Here is an 18,279-nt window from a genome sequence, read left to right on the forward strand (position 1 = left end):
TCACCCGACTGGTGCAGGCAAACAGGGCGCAGTACTACAAATCACCACAGGCTGGGTGCGGTGTCCCGCGAACCGTACCCGGAGGTATCCGTGCCGCGTCAGTTCTCGCGCGCCCGACTGCGCAGTACCGCGGCCGTGTTCACCACCATGTCGGCCCTCGCCGCGACCTCCCTCGGCGCCGGCCACTCGGCCGCCGGGCCCGACTCGGCCGAGCCCTGCGCGCTGACCCGCACCGACGCCCACCACTCGGAGGGTCTGGACACCTGGAACGCCGCCTATCCGCGACCGGCCCGGTCCCTGGACGCGGTCATGGTCTTCCTGTCCTTCCCGGACGCCCGCCCGCTGACCACACCGCAGGAACTGACCGCCGACCACTTCCCGGACACCACCCGATTCTTCGAACAGGCTTCCTACGGCCGCTTCACCCTGCGCCCGCACCCGCTCGGCCACTGGATCCAGATGCCGCGCCCCTCCACGGCGTACGCCATACAGCGCGACTGGAGCGCCGAGCACCGGGCCGCGTATCTGCGGGACGCGCTCTCCGCCGCCGACCCGGAGGTCGACTTCTCGCGCTACGACGTCGTCTACTTCGTCGCCGACCCGGACGCGCCGGGCGTGGACTCCGACGCGACCAAGGTCGTCAACCTCACCAGCCCGATGCGGGCCGACGGCACCGACCTGCGCCGGGTCGTCACGGTGTTCGAACAGCATCCGCCGGACCGGCTCGTCCTCGCCCATGAGACCGGGCATGTCTTCGATCTGCCCGACCTCTACCACCGGCCCGCCGACGGCAAGGGCGACTGGGACACGCATGTCGGGGACTGGGACCTGATGGGCAGCCAGTTCGGACTCGCCCCCGACCTGTTCGGCTGGCACAAGTGGAAGCTGGGCTGGCTCAATCCGCGGCAGGTGCGGTGTGTGCGGGACGCCGGGCCCGCCCGGCTGACCCTGGAGCCGCTGGCGGCGGCGCCCGGGGTGCCGGTCTCGGGCGCGGCAGGGGCGCCGGTCTTCGGTCTCGGGCGGGGCACCAAGCTCGCGGTGGTGCGCACGGGCCCCGACAGTGTGCTCGCCTTCGAGGCGCGGGGGCCGGTGGGCAACGACGTGGCTGCCTGCCGGCAGGGGGTGCTGGTCTACCGGGTCCGGGGGGAGGCGCAGTCCGGGGGCGGGCCCATCGAGGTGATCGACGCCCATCCGCGGACCGAGGCGTGCTGGGAGGACTCGGTGTACCCGCCCCTCGCGGACGCGCCGATCGCCCTCGGGGAGAGCTTCACGGTGCCGGGGGAAGGGGTGCGGGTGGAGGTGGAGGGGCGTACGGCTTCGGGCGCGTGGACGGTGAAGATCACGGTGGGCCGATGAGGGCGTCGCGAGAGCGTCGCGGACATGCGAAAGGCCCCCTCGCTCTCGCGAGGGGGCCTTTCACCGTCTGTGCGCCGCCAGGGACTCGAACCCCGGACCCGCTGATTAAGAGTCAGCTGCTCTAACCAACTGAGCTAGCGGCGCCTGCTGACATCGTAGACCTTAGCACCCTGGTCGGCGGGAGGAAAAATCGAAATCCGCACCGCCGAACGGGCCGCCCGCACGGCCGCCCACAGCAGGACTTCGGGGCCCGGGAGCCAGGGCTGCCGGGTGTCGGGGGCGACGAGCCAGCGGGAGTCGGAGCGGCTGGGGGAGGCGACCTCCACCGGTGCGGGGATGGTCACGGCGTCGCCCGTGCCATGACACAGCAGGGGCGGTACGGCGCCCGCGCGGCCGGTCTCCCCGCTGTCACGGCCGTGCGCGCCCCACTCCTCCCACTCCAGCAGCGCCGGCAGGCGCTGGGCCGTGCCCGGCGCGGCGAACAGCAGCATGCGGCCCCGGAACTCCGCGACCGGGCCCGAACCGGGGCCGTCGTCCCACAGCCGGTCGAGCATCCGCCGCCCGAACACCGAGGGCGCGCTGACCACGTCGAAGACCGCCCCGCAGGGCAGCACGATCGGCGCGTCCGGTCGCTCCTCCCAGAGGGAGAGCGTGCTGCGCGGATACGTTCCTGCCGAAGCGAGCCAGGCGGCTCCGTCCGGGGTGACATGGGAGGCGTTCCATCCGCTGCTCATGACATCTACATCTACCGGCCGTGAGCATGCGCTTCCCGAGGGTTGCGGGAAACCGGGACAGGAGGGGGTGGGAGGGAGTATCTTGCCCGCCTGGCATATGCCACGTCGATCGGGAAGGGGGCGGATTTCCGCCCTCCGCTGTCACACCGGGTCGACGGGCCCCCGGCCCTCGACCCCGCCCCGCAGCAGGTCCCGGCCGAACTCGACCATCTTCTTGGCGTAGTCCTCGGTCCACTCGGCCCGCTCGGCGATGTCCGCGGTCGTCAGCCGGTCGAACCGCCGCGGATCGGCGAGCTGCGCCGCCGCGATCGCCTGGAACTCCAGGGCCCGGTCCGCCGCGGCCCGGAACGCCAGCGTCAGCTCCGTCGACCGGGCCAGCAGGGCCCGGGGATCGTCGATCGACTCGAGGTCGAAGAAGTGCTCAGGATCGGAGGCCGCCTCCGCGGGCTCGAAGAGCAGGGGCGCGGGGCGTAGCCGCGGTTCGTTCCGACGCGGCGTTGGCTCCGCCATGTCTTCTCCTCCTCGTACGTCGCGCACGGCCCTCCAGGTGGAGTGGGCCACCGTCCATTGTCTCGCGGGCGCGCAAGTGGGCATCGCGGGAGTGGGTACGGCTGTCACACCACCTGGCGTTCGTCGGGGCCGCCGGGACCCGCGATGTTCAGCCACGTTACGAACGCCACACGACCCGGTGCTCCGCCAAGTGCGCCAGCACCGCGTGGTTCGCCTCCCACCCGTCCGGGCTGTATTCATCGGCCGCCTCCGGCGGCGTGCCGGCCTCCGGCCGGCGGAGAGGGCGTGTGGAGACGGGCGTGTGGATCACGGCCGATACACGACCCGGTGCTCCGCCAAGTGCGCCAGCACCGCGTGGTTCGCCTCCCACCCGTCCGGAAACTTCACCACCGTCCCCAGCTGCACCGGCTCCGTCGACGGATAGTCGTCCAGCAGGTCGCTCACCCCCGCCCGGCACACCACGATGCACGCGTGGCGGTGACGGGAGGCCAGGACGCAGAGGCGGCCGGTTTCCAGGTGGAAGGCCGTGGCGTCGGGGCGGCCGGAGAGGGGGTGGAGGACCACCGTGACGTCGTACTCACGTCCCTGCAGCCGGTTCGCCGTGTCCACGACCACGTCGGTGACGCCGAGGTCGGCCAGGGCGGCACGTACCGCCGCCGCCTGGTCCCGGTGTGCCGTGCCGACGGCGACGCGGTCGGCGGTGAGGGGCGAGGGGTCCGTCGAGCGTTCCGACGTCGCCGCGCCGCCCCGGTCCAGCAGCCGTCGTACGACCGTCGCCACCGCCCGTACCGCCTCCGGGTCCGTGCGCGGGGTGTGCCGCGCGGGCAGTTCCAGCAGGCCCCAGCCCGATACGGCCGCCTCGTCGATCACCCGGTCCGGGCCCGAGCCGTCGGACGGGACGGCGAAGGACAGAGCGCGGTCGCCCGGGCCGGTACCGCTGCGGAACGGCGTGAACGGGTAGAACGCGTCCGAGACCAGGGGAGCCGCCGAGGCCGGGAGCCGCCAGGAGACCGGCAGACGGTGCTGGGGCAGCTCCGGGTTGTGCGCGAGCAGGGTCGTCACCGCCGAGGCCGACGGGTCGTAGGCGAGACCCGCCCACTGCTCGCTGCCCACGATCGCGAACGGGTCGAGCTGCCCCGGGTCGCCCACGAACAACGCCCGCTCGAACAGCCCGGCCACCGCGAGCAGCGCGTCCGAGCGCATCTGGTACGCCTCGTCGACGATCGCGTGCCGCCACGGTTCGTCGACCTTGACGTGCGCCCACTTCGCCGCCGTCGAGAGCACCACGGCCAGCCCCGCGAGGTCCCCCGCCTTCGCCGACTTGCGGACGTTCGGCAGATCGTCGAGCGCCTTGTCGTACGGGTCGGCGTCGCTGCTGTGCAGCCTGCCCACCGGCAACTCGGGGTTCTTCTCGGCGAGCCTCAGGACGAGGTCGTCGACCTGGGCGTTGGTCTGCGCGACGACCATCAAGGAGTGGCCGGCCTCGGCGAGTTCCAGTGCCGCGCGGACGACCAGCGTGGACTTGCCCGCACCGGGCGGGGAGTCGACGACGACACCGCGCGCGGTGCCGTGCAGCGTGTCGTGGAGGATCGCGTCGGTGGCCTTGGCGGCTTCGGCGCCGGGGTTGAAGGCGGTCTCCTGAGTCATCACCGGCAGTGCCGCTCGTATGACAGATGGTAGTATCGCGGTGTGCTGAGCGAGAACCAAGCCAGCACAACAACCTCCAATCTCTGGGGAAACCGGGCTGGTTCCAACCCGGCTGGTGCTGATCGCGGAAGACTCGATCGCTCGCTGAGCAATCGAGCAGCGTGAGCCAGGAATCCCGCTCGTTCGCGAGAGGGAGGGTTCAAAGCACATCCTCCTCGGTCACCGGGTCGGCCGTCTCCAGCGTCAACTCGCCGGGCGGCCCGCCGTGCGTCCACGGCGTCTCCTCCGGGTCGGGCAGCTTCGCCCCGCCCCGCTGCTCGTGCTCGAAGAGCGTGAAGCAGACCCGGTGGCCCTTCTCCGGCACGGACCCCGGCTCGGGCTCCTTGCCGCGGCCCATCTTGTCGAGGACCCGCAGCACGACGTACGCGCCGTCCTCCTCGTCCCCGACGAACTCCGCCGACTGCGGCTTCCCGCCCAGCGACCGGTACACCTTCGTCCGCTCACCGAGATGCGGCCGGTCGTCCGTACGGACCGTGACCAGAGGGCGGGGGCTCGGCCGCTTGCCGTCGCTGTACGTCATCACGACGTCGGTGACCTCGCCCGCGAACGCCTCCCCGGACAGCCGCCGTCCGGCCATCACCAGCGGATCGTCGAGGGCTTCCTGCGCCTCCAGCCGGGCCTGTTCGCGCTCGCGCGTGGCCAGCTTGTTCGCCGCGGTGACCGCGTCGTCGCGGCGCGGCTGCGGGGGCTCGCCGGCCAGGACCCGGTCGCGGTGGCCGGTGAAGGACCAGCGGTCGCGCGTCCACCGCTCTTCGGCATGCGCCCCCGCGGGCAGCTCCCGCAGCAGGTCCAGGCCGCGCCAGATCGCGTCCCAGGTGGGCCGGGTGCGGCTGAGCACCAGATCGCGGATCTCCCGCTCGGCCACGGTCAGCGAGCTGAGCCGGTCGTCGGCCTCCAGACCGTCCTCGGCGACGGCGTGGGCCGTGCGGGCCCGGTCGTAGCGCTCGATGGCCGGGGCGAGCAGCTTGTTGTCGAACGCCGGGTCGGTGGCCGGACCGGCCGGGGGACATGTCAGCTGGCCCCGCTCGTCCCGCTCCAGCTCGGCCCGCAGTGCAGCCTCGGCGCCGGACAGGCCTTGCGGCGGGTCGATCCAGGCGAGCAGCGCCCCCAGATGCTGGTCTTCCAGGGTGGACTGCCCGGTCGCCCAGTGCCGGCCCAGGACGTCGGTCATCGCCAGCAGCAGCGAGGAGCCGGGCACCCGGGCCCGCTCCCCGAAGTGCGTCAGCCACCGCCCGAGCAACGGCACCCGGGGCGGCGCCGGATAGGGCGCTTCCGGGTCCTGTTCCGCCGTACGCCGGAAGCGCGTGGAGCGTCCGAGCAGCCGCACCAGGTCGATGCCCGCGCGGCTCGGCACGATCAGCTGCGGGGCGTCCGCGCACAGGTCGACCTCGACCTTGACGCGTTTTCCGGTCTCCGGGTCGGTCTCGGTGCGCTCGGCGGCTTCCACGACCTCGGCGTAGGCGTCGACGTACGGCAGCACCACGTCGGCCAGTTCGGCCAGGAACGCGAACCTGAGGTCGCGGTCGCGGGGCTGCGGGACGGCCAGGAGGCGCGGCGCGTCCCGGTCGGTGCCGACCAGCGCGCCGAGCGGGGCCCCGGCCTCACCGGCGGTGATGAGCGGCACGAACACCAGCGGGCGCTCGCCGAGATGCCGGTGCCGGACGGTGGCGGCTGGCTGGGCGCGCCCGGTGCTGACGGCCTCCAGCCGGGCCAGGGTGGAGATCAGCGACATGCCGCCTCCAGGGCCTCCGCGCGCAGGGCCGCCGCGCGCCGCAGCGCCGCCACCGCCGGGTCGCCGGGGTCCCCGGCCTCCCCGCGGGCCGCCGCGAGGACGTCCTCCACGGTTTCCAGGCCGCCCAGTTCCGCTCGCGCCGGGCGGCCGAGCGTCGTCACCGCGCCCGCCTCCCGGGACCGGCCCCGGCAGTGGAAGGCCAGCTCGCACGCGGACAGGCACTCGGGCGCGTACGTCGCCGGGACCGACTCCACGGCGGCCGTCAGCTCCTCGGCGGGCAGCTCGGGCGAGAAGCACGTGCCCTCGGGGAGCTCGTCGGCGATGTCCTCGATACGGGTCAGCCGGGCCAGCTGGCGGGCCGTCACCGCGCGCTGCTTGCGGATGTCGACGGCGGACGCGGCCGGCAGATTGGAGAAGTCCCGGGGGCAGACGAGCAGAATCCGGTGCCGCACGCGCGGGGCCGGATCCAGATGCTTCGCCACCTCCTCCAGCGCCAGCACGTACACCGCCGCCTGCCGGGCCGCCGCCCCGACCTTCGCCGGGTCCGCCGAACCGTCCAGCAGCGGGAAGGACTTGATCTCGACGACCGTCCAGCTGCCGTCGGGGTGCACCACGACCGCGTCCGGCTCCAGGAACGCGGGGGAGCCCGCGACGTCCAGCGCGAGCATCGGGTGATCGAGCAGCGTCCACGCGCCCGGGTGCTCGACCGCCTCGCGCAGCTCCAGCGCCGTACGGGCCGTGCGCCCCTGGGGGCCGGTCGCGGTCAGGTCGGGCACGCGCGCCTCGGTGGGCGGCTCGGCGGCAGGGTCCAGCTTCTCGTGCACCAGCCGCAGCAGCTCCGCGCCGCCGTCGGCCTTGACCCGCGCCTCGAACGCGTTGCCCCGGGTGAGCGCGAACTGCGACTGCCCGAAGGCCGACGGCGCCCCCAGCGCGCCGGCCAGCGCCGCCTTGTTCACCCCGGCACCGTCGAGGATCGCGCGCCGCTCACAACCGGGGTTGGCGGCCAGCGCCGCCAGAGCGCGCGCGTCCAGTGCCTTCGCGGGTACGTCGGGCCCGCGCAGCTCAGCGAGCCGCTGCCGGAGCGCCGTCCCCCGCGTCCTGGGGGGAGGCACTCGGCTCGGCTCCCGCTCCGAACCGCGCATCGCGCTGCCGTGGAATTCGCTCACCCGCGGAAGTCTGGCATCCGGCACTGACATCCGAGGAACCCGCGGCGGAAGAGGCCGCGGAAGTGGCGGACGAGGCGGCGGCGGGGGCGGATGCGGAAGGGGCCGTGGAAGCGGTGTCCGCCGTGACCGGGGCGGCCGGCGCGAACCGCGGCAGGAAGCGGGCCCTGACCCGGTCCGCCGTGCGCATCACCAGCGGCGCCAGCAGCAGTCCGACGCCCATGACGGCCGCGCCCGCGACCGCGTCGAGGAAGTAGTGGTTGGCGGTGCCCATGACCACGATCGTGGTGATCAGCGGGTAGGCGACGGCGGCCGTCTTCGCCAGGCGCGTACCGCCGTAGCGCCACAGCATCACTCCGCACCACAGGGCCCAGCCGACGTGCAGACTCGGCATGGCCGCGTACTGGTTGGTCATGCCCCCGAGGCCCCGCGGGGCGCTGGCCTCGCCGCCCCACCAGCCGTAGGAGCTGTACTGGGCCATGGTGTCGACGAAGCCGTGGCTCGCGTCGAGGAGTCGGGGCGGGCAGGTGGGCAGCAGGGTGAAGCCGATGAGGCCGACGAACGTCGACGTCCACAGCCAGGTGCGCGCGGCGCGGTAGCGCACGGTCCGGGAGCGGAAGAGCCATATGAGGATCGCCGGCGTGACCAGGTAGTGCAGCGACGCGTACCAGAAGTCCGCCGGTATGCCTATCCATGCCTCGCGTGTGAAGAGGCGGTTAAGCGGGTGCTCGGCGTTGAGGAACAGGGCCTTCTCGATCTTCAGGATCGCCAGGCCGTTGTCGACCGCCCCGGAGACGTCGCCCCGCACGAGGAGCCGGCCCGCCGAGTAGCACGCGTACACCAGCAGGATGAGCGGCAGCTCCGTCCACCAGCGCAGCCGGGGCGCAAGGGCCGCCTCGGTGCCCGGTGTCTCGGTGTGCGGCATCCGATCGCCCTCCCCCTTCGTCGTCACGGCTCCCCGCCGGCCGGTCGTGCCACCTTACGGTGCGCTCGCGCGCCCTGGGGGCGCCCTCCGGACCTCAAAGACGCAGAGATCGCCCCCCGGGTTGCCCGTCACCAGCGTGCGCGATGATGGAGGAGTTCCGCTCGCGTTTTTCTCCCGGAAAGGTCCCTCATGGCTCCGCGCATCCTGCTGGCCCGGCACGGACAGACCGAGTGGTCCCTGTCCGGCAAGCACACCGGCAGGACCGATGTACCCCTCCTGGAGGAGGGCAGGCGTGGTGCCAAGCTGCTCGGCGAACGTCTGCACCGGGCGCCGTACGAGGGCCTGCCCGGTGTCGAGGTGCGCACCAGCCCGCTGTCACGCGCGCGTGAAACATGTGAACTGGCCGGTTTCGGCGACCGCGCGCGTGCCTGGGACGCGTTGCTCGAGGTCGACTACGGGGCCTACGAGGGCATGACCCCGGCGGACATCCAGACCGTCCGGCCCGGCTGGCTGATCTGGCGCGACGGCGTCCCCGAGGGCGAGACCCTCGCCGAGGTGACGGCCCGGGCGGACGAGGTGGTCTCCTGGGCCCGCTCAGAGGACCGTGACGTCCTGGTCTTCGCCCACGGGCACATCCTGCGCACCCTCGGAGCCCGCTGGCTGGGCCTGCCGATCGACTTCGCGGCCCGGATACGGCTCAACCCGACTTCCCTGTCGGTGCTGGGCTGGGCGTACGGCGAGCCGGCGATCGAGAGCTGGAACGACCTCGGACACCTCGGCTAGCCATCGGGCACCTCGCGTGGCTAGGGCCTGTTGTTTGGATCAGGTCGCAGGGAATCGGCAGTGGCTTGTCATCGCCGTGAGCGGGGTCTGGTGCGTGCAGCTGCAAGGCGGAGGAGGGAGTCGACGCGATGGGGGCACCGCCCGCGCGAGCGCAGCCGAGCGTGGGGGAGTCGGCGAGTGACGACTACGCGGCAGATGTGCGTGCCAGGCCCCGCGTCTGCGGCGTGATCCAAACGACAGGCCCTAGGTGACCCTCGGGGCCGACGCGTGCCGTTCCAGGAAGGCCGAGACCCCGGATGCCCTGCGATGCGGGAGCAGTACCCGTGCCGTGGCCGCCAGCATCGTCTGGATGCGGGACGACTGGACCTCCTCCAGCAGATCCAGCACCTTCATCCCCGCCACCGCGGCCTCGTCGGGGCGTCCGCCCCGCGCGAGGTCGTCCGCCAGTTCCGCCGTGTACAGCGCGATGTTCCGCGTGAAGTGCGGATCCTGCAGGTCCGCAGCCCGTCGCGCGTGCCGCGCCGCCCGGCGCCAGTCGCCGAGCGCGGACCAGCACTGCGCCTCCAGGCCCTCCAGTTCGGCCTCTCCGTAGAAGCTCATCCACTCGGGGTCGGCCTCGGAGGTGCCGCGGTCGAAGAGGGCCTGCGCCCGGGCCAGTGCCTGTTCGCAGCCGACGCGGTCGGCGAGTCCCGCCCAGCCGCCCGCCTCGCGCAGCGCGAGCAGCGACATCAGCCGGGGCGAGGCCACGGGCCGGGCGACGCGCTGCGCGGCCTGGGCCGCCCGGACCGCCTCGCGCGGCCGGCCCGCGTCGCGCGCGAGGAACGCCGTATTGCAGAAGGCGTGCGCCTCCAGGCCCGGATCGCCGGTCATCCGGGCGGTCGCCAGGGCCTCCGCGTAGTGGGAGCGGGCGTCGTCGAAGCGTCCCGAGTCATGGGCCAGCCAGCCCACGGAGATGGCCAGTTCACCGGCGCCGGAGTAGAGCCGGTCCGCGGTGGTCTGCCGGGTCGCGCCGGCGTCCAGCAGGGCGTAGGCGGCCCGCAGCGGGGCGGCGGCGCGGCGGTAGAGGCCGTCGGCGCCGTGCCGGTCGTCGAGCAGCCGGATGCGGCGGACCGCTTCCTCCAGGGCACCCGCGTCATTCGCCCCGGCGCGGCGCGCGGGGGGCTGTGCCGCCGCCGCGTCGAAGGCGAGGCCGACGGGTCCCAGCGAGGCGGCGGCCATCGTGGCGCCCCCGCTGGTCATGAATGCGCGACGTAGCACGTCGCTCTCCTCGTAGGTGTCGTGCGGGTGGTGCGGGTCGTACGGGTTCTGCGTTTCATACGGCTCGCACGCCCCGCTGGTCTCACTCGTGGCGTTCGCCGGGTTCGTGGTGCACGTCAGGGGCGCGTCCTCGTTGTCGCGGTTATCGCGCGCCCGGCGTCCGCGTACCGAAGAGCGGGGCGCGAACCCCAGGTCGGTGAGCGTGCGGCCTGGGAACATATGGAGGAACACCCGTTCGTACGCGTAGTTGGGGCAGCGGATCTCACCCGACTCGACGCGGCCGATGTACCGCGCGTCACAGCTCACCTGCTCGCCGATCTCGAGGGCGGCCCGGCGGATCACCGCGGCGAACTCGGCCGGCGAGCGCTGTCCGCGCAGCCGCCTGAAGACGAGGTTCGGCCGTGGCGGCCGATCGGGTTGGGACGAGGTCACTGTTGACGACGCCATGGCCGGGTCCCTTCGTGCGAACCGTCGAACCATGCCGGAAATGGGGAAACTTGTACGAGTTGTCCGTACGGCCTTGACCTGTGTCCGGCGAGCAAGAACGTACCTGCTGTGCAGGAGTCGTCACGCTGGGTTTGGCTACAAACCGGATATCTCATACGTGATCTGCCATGAACTGCCATCCTTTGCGGCCGACTTCCGCCGTAGCCGTTGACAGACGGCGGCGTTGAACCCCGCGGATCGGGAGGAGGCCGGGATGGAGATCAGCTGCGACGTCGTGACGGTGCCGGCCCGGCAGGGGCTGGAGGCGGTCGACATCCTGCGGCGTGGCACCGCGGAGGCCGTCGGGCCCGTCCTGCACGACGACGGGGGCGGCACTCTGGGCTTCCTGGTGCCGCCGGGAACGGCCGAGGCGTGGGACGTGCCGGGGAGCACCTGCACCGGGACCGACGGTCGCGGCACGCCCCTGGCCCCCGAGCCGCCGGTGGAGGGCTCGGACTGGCTGCTGCCGCCCGGGGAGGCGGACCTCGCGACGGATCCGGCGGTCCTGCGCGAGGCCTTGGGGGAGGCGGCCCGGATGATCAAGGCGGCGGACAGCTGTCGCTGAGGCGCCCGAGGCGCCGGCCCGGGGCGTATGCCCCGCTTGCTCGCGCGACCCCGATAATGACCCCATGGGGAAGTCGAAGAGCGGCCGGCGCAGACAGGCCGACGCGGAGGCCGTCGTCGAGAGCGTCGACGGCGGGCTCGCCGAGCTGATCCCCGACCGCGACCGGGTCCGCGCCTGGACCCTGGTGATCGACGGAGCCCCGCAGTCGCACGTCGACCTGGACGATCCGGCGTACCTGTCCTTCGAGTACCAGCGCCGGCTCGGGCACGTCGCCGACCTCGCCGCCCCGCCGGGCCGGCCCGTGCACGCCGTGCACCTGGGCGGTGGCGCGTTCACCCTCGCCCGCTACGTCGCCGCCACCCGCCCCCGCTCCACCCAGCAGGTCGTCGAACGGGACGCCGCCCTCGTGCAACTGGTCCGCCGTGAGCTGCCGTTGGATTCGAACGCGCGGATCAGGGTGCGGTCCGTCGACGCCCGCGAGGGCCTCGCCAAGGTGCCGGACGGCTGGGCCGATCTCGTCGTCACCGATGTGTTCAGCGGGGCCCGGACCCCGGCCCATCTGACCTCGACCGAGTTCCTCGACGACGTCCGCAGGGCCCTCAAGCCCGGCGGTGTCTACGCCGCCAACCTCGCCGACGGGCCGCCGCTGGCCCATCTGCGCGGCCAGATCGCCACCGCCGCCGCCCGTTTCGAGGAACTCGCGCTGGTCGCCGACCCGACGGTGCTGCGCGGCAAGCGGTTCGGGAACGCCGTCCTGGTCGCCTCCGACCACCCGCTGCCCGTCGCCGAACTGACCCGCCGTGCCGCCTCCGACCCGCATCCCGGCCGGGTCGAGCACGGCAGGACGCTCACCGACTTCACCGGCGGTGCCGTGCCCGTGACGGACCTCGCGGCGGTGGCGTCCCCGGCGCCGCCCGCGTCGGTGTTCAGATGACCCCGCACGTAACTCCGTACGGCACCGGCTACTTCTCTCAGTAGGTCCCGATCTCCACGCGCGGCGGGCCGTCGTGCCACGTGCAGAACACCGACACCCGGTCCGCGCCCGAGGAGAACTCCACGCGGATCCACGACTCCGTCTTCCACACCTGCATCGACCAGCCCGCCCCGGGGGTCGCCGAGACCAGGGAGGCGGAGGTCCGCCCGAGGTCGAAGACGGCCCGGCCGCCGTCGGTGTCATAGCTCTTGACCTCCCCGGGGGCGGAGGCCGCGGGGGCCGTCGGGGAGGGGCTGGACGGCTTCGTGGGGGCCGGGCTCGGCTTCCGGGAGGCGGGCGGCGCGCTCGGGGTGCGCTGCGGCGGACTCGGCTTCCGTGCCGGAGTCGCCGACGGCTCCGCCTTCTGCCTGGTCGCGTCGGCGGCCTTGATGGGCAGGGCGCGCGGCGGGTCGTAGGCCGTGCCCGCCATCACCGTGTGGACACCCCACCACGACAGCGTGACCGCCGCGCCCGTGGCGAGCAGCCAGGCCAGTACGTGTACGAGTCCTCTGCGCATCGCGGCCATACTGCCCCACGCGTCCCACGAGTTGTCCACAAGCGGGAGTTGTCCACAGGCCCGCACCCGGTTGTTCGAGATGGCGTACGGTGCGGCGCATGGCACGTGTACTCGTGGTCGAGGACGACCAGTTCGTACGCTCGGCGCTCATCCGGCACCTGACCGACGCCTCGCACATCGTGCGCAGCGTGGGGACGGCCCTGGAGGCGCTGCGCGAGGTCGCCCATGTCCGCTTCGACGTGGTGATCCTGGACCTCGGACTGCCCGACCTCGACGGCTCCGAGGCCCTGAAGATGCTGCGCGGGATCACCGACGTGCCGGTGATCGTCGCCACGGCCCGGGACGACGAGACGGAGATCGTCCGGCTGCTGAACGCGGGAGCGGACGACTATCTGACCAAGCCCTTCTCGGTCGAGCATCTGTCGGCCCGCATGGCGGCCGTGCTGCGCCGGGCCCGCTCCGGCGCGGGAGAGGGCGAGCCGTCCCCGGTGATCCGGGTCGGCGGTCTGACCGTCGATCCGCTGCGCCGCCAGGCCGAGCTGGACGGCGCGCGGCTGGACCTCACCCGCCGCGAGTTCGACCTGCTCGCCTTCCTCGCCGGCCGGCCCGGTGTCGTCGTCCCCCGCAAGGAGCTGCTCGCCGAGGTGTGGCAGCAGTCGTACGGCGACGACCAGACCATCGACGTCCATCTGTCCTGGCTGCGCAGGAAGCTGGGGGAGACGGCCGCGAACCCGCGCTATCTGCACACCCTGAGGGGCGTCGGTGTGAAGCTCGAACCACCGGGTGCGGAGGTGCCGCGATGAGGTGGGCCCTGGTCAAGGTGTCGCTGGCGGTGACCACCATGGTCGTGCTGGCCTTCGCGGTGCCGCTCGGGCTGGTCATCCGCGAGATGGCCCGGGACCGCGCCTTCTCGGGCGCCGAGCGGGAGGCCGCCGCCGTCGCCCCCGCCCTGTCCATCACCACCGACCGCGACCAGCTGGAGCGGGTCGTCGCCTCCGCCGGCTCCGATGCCGGGATGGCCGTGCACATACCGGCGGGCGACGGCCAGGACGCCATCGAGCTCGGACGGCAGCGCGCCGCCGACCAGGACATCGCGGCCGTAAGGAAGCTGGGCCGCGCCTCCACCACCGGCGTCACCGGCGGCTCGACGCTGCTCCAGCCGGTGGCGCTGAGCACCGGCGAGATCGCGGTGGTCGAGGTGTATGTGCCGGAGTCCGAGGTCACCAACGGCCTGGGCACGGCCTGGGCGGTGCTCGCCGGGGTCGGTGTCGCGCTGATCCTCGGCTCGGTCGCGGTCGCCGACCGGCTGGGCGTGCGGATGGTCCGGCCCGCGCAACGCCTGGTCGAGGGCGCGCATGAACTGGGCGACGGCAAGCTCGGCGCCCGGGTGCCCGAGGAGGGCCCGACCGAACTGCGGCTCGCGGCGGTCGCGTTCAACTCCATGGCCGACCAGGTCGTCCAACTGCTGGCGAACGAGCGGGAGCTGGCGGCCGACCTGTCCCACCGGCTGCGTACGCCCCTGACCGTGCTGCGGCTGAACACCGCCTCGCTCGGCGAGGGACCGGCCGCCGACCAGACCCGGACCGCCGTCGAGCAACTGGAGCGCGAGGTCGACACCATCATCCGTACGGCCCGGGACGCCAAGCCGCAGACGGCCGCGGCCGGCCCGGGCGCCGGGTGCGACGCGGCCGAGGTCGTCCGGGAGCGGATGGCGTTCTGGTCGGCACTGGCGGAGGACGAGGGCCGCAAGTGGCGGGTGGCCGGGGCCGAGCGGCCGGTGCGCATACCCGTGGCCCGCGCCGACCTGGCCGCCGCGCTCGACGCGCTCCTCGGCAACGTCTTCCGGCACACCCCGGAGGGCACCGCCTTCGCGGTCGACCTGCACAACGGCGAGGACGCGGTGATCGTCCTCGTGTCCGACGCGGGCCCCGGCATACCCGACCCGGAGGCCGCGATGGCGCGGGGCCGCGGCTCCGGGAGCGACGGCTCGACCGGGCTCGGGCTGGACATCGTGCGCCGGCTCGCGGAGTCGACCGGCGGGGACGTACGGATCGGCTCCTCCGTGCTCGGCGGGACCGAGGTGCGGATCTGGATCCAGCCGACCGGGAGGGCACCGGTCGGCAGGGGACCGCGCGGGGTGGTGCGACGCCGGCGGCCCGGCAGGCTGGCCGCCGCCTACCACCGCTCCCGCTCCGCCTGACCGAGCCGCTCTCACGGGTCGGTCACGTTTCGACAAATGAAGTCAACGCCTCTTGACGCATGACCGGACATACGGCTGTCATTGCGCCACCGTGTTCGGTCAAGTTGATTTCTGGTCGATTACGACCGGGTTTCACGCCACACCCTCGTGGCCGAACCCTGCCCTCAGGAGCCGTTCATGCACGACCTCTCTCCCTCGGGACTCGCTCTCCCCGCTCCCAGCCGCCGCACCCTGCTGCGCGGCGTCGGCGGTGCCGCCCTGCTCGGCGCCGGCATACCCCTGCTGAGCGCCTGCGGCGGCAGCGGCACGGCCGCCGATCCGAAGACGGTCAGCCTCGGGTCGAACTCCTCGGACGCGGTGCCGAAGAAGGCGTTCGCCGAGATCTACGCCGCCTTCACGAAGAAGTCCGGCATCAAGGTCGACGTGAACACCAAGGACCACAACACCTTCCAGGAGCAGATCAACTCCTATCTGCAGGGCGCGCCGGACGACGTGTTCACCTGGTTCGCGGGCTACCGGATGCAGTTCTTCGCGTCGAAGAAGCTCGCCGCCCCGATCGACGACGTGTGGCAGAAGATCGGCGGGGACTTCCCCGAGGCGATGAAGAAGCTCAGCAAGGGCGAGGACGGCAAGTACTACTTCGTGCCGCTGTACACCTACCCGTGGGCGGTCTTCTACCGCAAGAGCGTCTTCGCCCAGCACGGCTACGAGGTCCCCACCACCTGGGACGACTTCGTCGCCCTGTGCAAGCGGATGAAGAAGGACGGGCTGGTCCCGATCGCCTTCGGCGACAAGGACGCCTGGCCCGCGATGGGCACCTTCGACCAGATCAACTTCCGCACCAACGGCTACGACTTCCATGTCGAGCTGATGGCGGGCAAGGCCTCCTGGACCGATGCGAAGGTGCGCAAGGTCTTCGACCACTGGACGGAGATCCTGCCCTTCCACCAGGAGGGCGCGGTGGGCCGCACCTGGCAGGACGCGGCGCAGACGCTGGTGGCGAAGAAGGCGGGCATGTATCTGCTGGGCACCTTCGTCGGCCAGCAGTTCACCGACAAGGCCGACCTGGACGACCTGGACTTCTTCGCCTTCCCGGAGATCGACCCGGCCTTCGGGCAGGACACGGTCGAGGCGCCCACCGACGGCTTCATGCTCTCCAAGGCGCCGAAGAACAGGGCGGGCGCGGTCAAGCTGCTGGAGTACCTCGGCACGCCCGAGGCCGAGCAGATCTACCTCAAGGCCGACTCCAGCGTGGTGGCCGCCTCGACGAAGGCCGACACCTCCTCCTACACCGCGCTGCAGAAGAAGTCCTTCGAGATGATCTCCGGCGCGAAGAGCCTGACGCAGTTCATGGACCGCGACTCCCGCCCGGACTTCACCTCCACGGTGATGCAGCCGGCGCTGCAGAACTTCGTCCGCAACCCCAAGAACGTCGACAGCATCCTCTCGTCCATCGAGCGCCAGAAGAAGACGATCTTCGCCTCCGCATGAGCACCGACACCTCCACCGAGAACCCGGAGGCGGCCGCCGAGCCGTCTCCGGGTGCCGCTTCCCGCAAGCGCCCCACGGGCCACCGCCGCCTGCTCACCCGCCGCGACCGGATCACGCTCGGCCTGATGGCGGGCCTGCCGACGATCCTGCACATCGCCCTGGTGTGGCTCACCGCCCTCGCCTCCATCGCGCTGGCCTTCACCAGCTGGAACGGCATCGGCTTCGACTCCATCCAGTGGGTCGGACTGCAGAACTTCAGGGAACTGTTCACCAGCAACCCGCAGTTCTGGCCGGCCGTCGAGCACAACGTCGTCTGGTTCGTGGTGCTCATCCTGCTGCCCACGCCCTTCGGGCTGTTCCTCGCCGTGCAGTTGGACAAGAGCATCCGCTTCAGCCGCGTCTACCAGACCGCGTTCTTCCTGCCGGTCGTGATGTCGCTGGCGGTCATCGGCTTCGTCTGGCAGCTGGTCTACAACCCCGACACGGGCCTGATCAACAGCGTCATCGGCGCCAACAAGCCCGGCCACTACATCGACTGGATCGGCGACCCGGACCTCAACCTCTGGGCCGTACTGATCGCCGCGTCCTGGCGGCACGCCGGCTACATGATGATCCTTTACCTGGCCGGACTGAAGGGCGTCGACCCGGCCCTGCGCGAGGCCTCCGCCCTGGACGGGGCCAACGAGTGGCAGACGTTCAAGAACGTCGTCTTCCCGACCCTGCGGCCCACCAACACCGTCGTCCTCGTCGTCACCATCATCGAGGCACTGCGCGCCTTCGACCTGGTCTTCGTCTTCAACAAGGGTGCCCAGGGCACCGAGCTGCTGTCGATCCTGGTGACCAACAACATCATCGGCGAGTCCAGCCGCATCGGCTACGGCTCCGCCATCGCCGTCGTCCTGCTGGTGATCTCGCTCGCGGTGATCATCCCGTATCTGATCGCCACCTTCCGGAAGGAGCGGCGCGCATGAGCACCGTCGCAGGCGCTCCGAAGCAGCGCACCCCGATCCGTCCCGCCCGGGTCCTGCTGCACACCTTCCTCGTCGTCACGGCGCTCGCCTGGCTCGCGCCCCTGCTGTGGGCGCTGCTCGCGGCGATGCGGCCGTACGCGGAGACCAGTGAGAAGGGCTATGTCTCCTGGCCCGACAAGCTGACCCTCGACAACTTCACGAACGCGTTCACCCAGTCCGACATGACGCACTACTTCGTGAACACCCTGATCATCGCCGTCCCGGCGGTGCTGCTGACGCTGCTGCTGTCGTCGATGGTCGCCTTCTACGTCAGCCGCTTCGACTTCCGGGTCAACCTGTCGCTGCTGCTGCTCTTCACGGCGGGCAATCTGCTGCCCCAGCAGGTCATCATCACCCCGCTGTACCGCCTGTACCTGCTGATCGACCTGCCCGGCATCACGATGAGCGGCAAGCTCTACGACTCCGCGCTCGGCCTGGTCCTCATCCATGTGGCGTTCCAGTCCGGCTTCTGCACGTTCGTGCTCAGCAACTACATGCGCTCGCTGCCGCACGAGCTGACCGAGGCCGCCCTGGTCGACGGCGCCTCCGTCTGGCGGCTGTACTGGCAGATCGTGCTGCCCCTGTGCAAGCCGGCGATGGCCGCCCTCGCGACGCTGCTCTCCATCTGGATCTACAACGACTTCTTCTGGGCCATCGTGCTCATCTCCACCGGCGAGAACATGCCGATCACCTCGGCGCTGAACAACCTCTCCGGCCAGTACTTCACCGACCCCAACCTGGTCGCCGCCGGCGCCCTGCTCACCGCGATCCCGACCCTGATCGTCTACTTCGTCCTCCAGCGCCAGTTCGTCAGCGGCCTGACCCTGGGGGCCAACAAGGGCTGACCCGACCAGGACAGTGGCGTCGCCC

At 71.9% G+C, this 18,279-nt stretch carries 17 protein-coding genes and 1 tRNA gene; 9 read left to right on the forward strand and 9 right to left on the reverse strand.

The features are described 5' to 3' along the window. Positions 1–60 precede the first annotated feature (60 nt). Positions 61–1,356, forward strand: coding sequence for a M6 family metalloprotease domain-containing protein (locus NNW99_RS23935; RefSeq protein ID WP_251057919.1), 1,296 nt, complete (start codon positions 61–63; stop codon positions 1,354–1,356). Positions 1,357–1,426: 70 nt separating this feature from the next. Here NNW99_RS23935 and NNW99_RS23940 read toward each other — a convergent pair. The 7 genes from NNW99_RS23940 to NNW99_RS23970 form a co-directional block, all read right to left on the reverse strand. Next, positions 1,427–1,500: transfer RNA gene (locus tag NNW99_RS23940), tRNA-Lys, on the reverse strand. After that, positions 1,491–2,090: a bifunctional DNA primase/polymerase gene (locus tag NNW99_RS23945; protein WP_215121174.1), complete on the reverse strand. Its 600-nt coding sequence runs from the start codon at positions 2,088–2,090 to the stop codon at positions 1,491–1,493. Before NNW99_RS23945 ends, NNW99_RS23940 begins: the two co-directional genes overlap by 10 nt. Positions 2,091–2,231: 141 nt before the next feature. Beyond that, positions 2,232–2,600, reverse strand: a complete 369-nt coding sequence (locus tag NNW99_RS23950; protein ID WP_031107874.1) for a hypothetical protein — start codon at positions 2,598–2,600, stop codon at positions 2,232–2,234. Positions 2,601–2,906: 306 nt separating this feature from the next. After that, positions 2,907–4,247, reverse strand: coding sequence for an AAA domain-containing protein (locus tag NNW99_RS23955; RefSeq protein ID WP_215121175.1), 1,341 nt, complete (start codon positions 4,245–4,247; stop codon positions 2,907–2,909). Between the two features lie 199 nt (positions 4,248–4,446). Continuing rightward, entirely contained in the window at positions 4,447–6,039 is a 1,593-nt protein-coding gene (locus NNW99_RS23960; protein WP_215121176.1) for a hypothetical protein, read from the reverse strand. After that, positions 6,030–7,151 (reverse strand): hypothetical protein, encoded by a 1,122-nt coding sequence (locus NNW99_RS23965; RefSeq protein ID WP_215124438.1) that lies wholly within the window; start codon positions 7,149–7,151, stop codon positions 6,030–6,032. The genes NNW99_RS23960 and NNW99_RS23965 overlap by 10 nt, the downstream gene beginning before the upstream one ends. Then, the gene (locus tag NNW99_RS23970; protein ID WP_215124437.1) at positions 7,102–8,127 is read right to left on the reverse strand and encodes a phosphatase PAP2 family protein; all 1,026 of its coding nucleotides are present in this window, start codon (positions 8,125–8,127) and stop codon (positions 7,102–7,104) included. The genes NNW99_RS23965 and NNW99_RS23970 overlap by 50 nt, the downstream gene beginning before the upstream one ends. A gap of 189 nt (positions 8,128–8,316) precedes the next feature. On the opposite strand from NNW99_RS23970, the gene NNW99_RS23975 reads away from it, so the two are divergent. Next, on the forward strand, positions 8,317–8,910 hold the full coding sequence (locus NNW99_RS23975) for a histidine phosphatase family protein (protein ID WP_215121177.1): 594 nt from the start codon (positions 8,317–8,319) through the stop codon (positions 8,908–8,910). A gap of 243 nt (positions 8,911–9,153) precedes the next feature. Here the strand turns inward: NNW99_RS23975 and NNW99_RS23980 are convergent, their stop codons facing one another. After that, positions 9,154–10,614: a hypothetical protein gene (locus NNW99_RS23980; protein ID WP_215121178.1), complete on the reverse strand. Its 1,461-nt coding sequence runs from the start codon at positions 10,612–10,614 to the stop codon at positions 9,154–9,156. A 253-nt stretch (positions 10,615–10,867) separates the two neighbouring features. Here NNW99_RS23980 and NNW99_RS23985 point away from each other — a divergent pair, with 253 nt between their 5' ends. Both NNW99_RS23985 and NNW99_RS23990 read left to right on the forward strand, forming a co-directional pair. Then, positions 10,868–11,218: a hypothetical protein gene (locus NNW99_RS23985; protein ID WP_215121179.1), complete on the forward strand. Its 351-nt coding sequence runs from the start codon at positions 10,868–10,870 to the stop codon at positions 11,216–11,218. 64 nt (positions 11,219–11,282) lie between these two features. Continuing rightward, on the forward strand, positions 11,283–12,152 hold the full coding sequence (locus tag NNW99_RS23990; RefSeq protein WP_215121180.1) for a spermidine synthase: 870 nt from the start codon (positions 11,283–11,285) through the stop codon (positions 12,150–12,152). Positions 12,153–12,189: 37 nt separating this feature from the next. Here the strand turns inward: NNW99_RS23990 and NNW99_RS23995 are convergent, their stop codons facing one another. Then, positions 12,190–12,708, reverse strand: a complete 519-nt coding sequence (locus NNW99_RS23995; protein WP_215121181.1) for a hypothetical protein — start codon at positions 12,706–12,708, stop codon at positions 12,190–12,192. Between the two features lie 98 nt (positions 12,709–12,806). Between NNW99_RS23995 and NNW99_RS24000 the strand changes: the two genes are divergently transcribed. The 5 genes from NNW99_RS24000 (at position 12,807) to NNW99_RS24020 (ending at position 18,254) form a co-directional block, all read left to right on the forward strand. Further along, a complete protein-coding gene (locus tag NNW99_RS24000) occupies positions 12,807–13,511 on the forward strand; it encodes a response regulator transcription factor (protein WP_215121182.1) in 705 nt (234 codons plus the stop codon). Next, the gene (locus tag NNW99_RS24005) at positions 13,508–14,908 is read left to right on the forward strand and encodes a HAMP domain-containing sensor histidine kinase (protein ID WP_215121183.1); all 1,401 of its coding nucleotides are present in this window, start codon (positions 13,508–13,510) and stop codon (positions 14,906–14,908) included. The genes NNW99_RS24000 and NNW99_RS24005 overlap by 4 nt, the downstream gene beginning before the upstream one ends. A gap of 177 nt (positions 14,909–15,085) precedes the next feature. Then, positions 15,086–16,399 carry an ABC transporter substrate-binding protein gene (locus tag NNW99_RS24010; RefSeq protein WP_215121184.1) on the forward strand — a complete coding sequence of 438 codons (1,314 nt, stop codon included), beginning with the start codon at positions 15,086–15,088 and terminating at the stop codon, positions 16,397–16,399. Beyond that, entirely contained in the window at positions 16,396–17,370 is a 975-nt protein-coding gene (locus NNW99_RS24015; protein ID WP_215121185.1) for a carbohydrate ABC transporter permease, read from the forward strand. Before NNW99_RS24010 ends, NNW99_RS24015 begins: the two co-directional genes overlap by 4 nt. Further along, positions 17,367–18,254: a carbohydrate ABC transporter permease gene (locus tag NNW99_RS24020; RefSeq protein ID WP_215121186.1), complete on the forward strand. Its 888-nt coding sequence runs from the start codon at positions 17,367–17,369 to the stop codon at positions 18,252–18,254. Before NNW99_RS24015 ends, NNW99_RS24020 begins: the two co-directional genes overlap by 4 nt. Positions 18,255–18,279 lie beyond the last annotated feature (25 nt).

This window comes from Streptomyces sp. CRCS-T-1 (genome assembly GCF_024442335.1).
In the GTDB taxonomy this organism is placed as follows: Bacteria; Actinomycetota; Actinomycetes; order Streptomycetales; family Streptomycetaceae; genus Streptomyces; species Streptomyces koelreuteriae.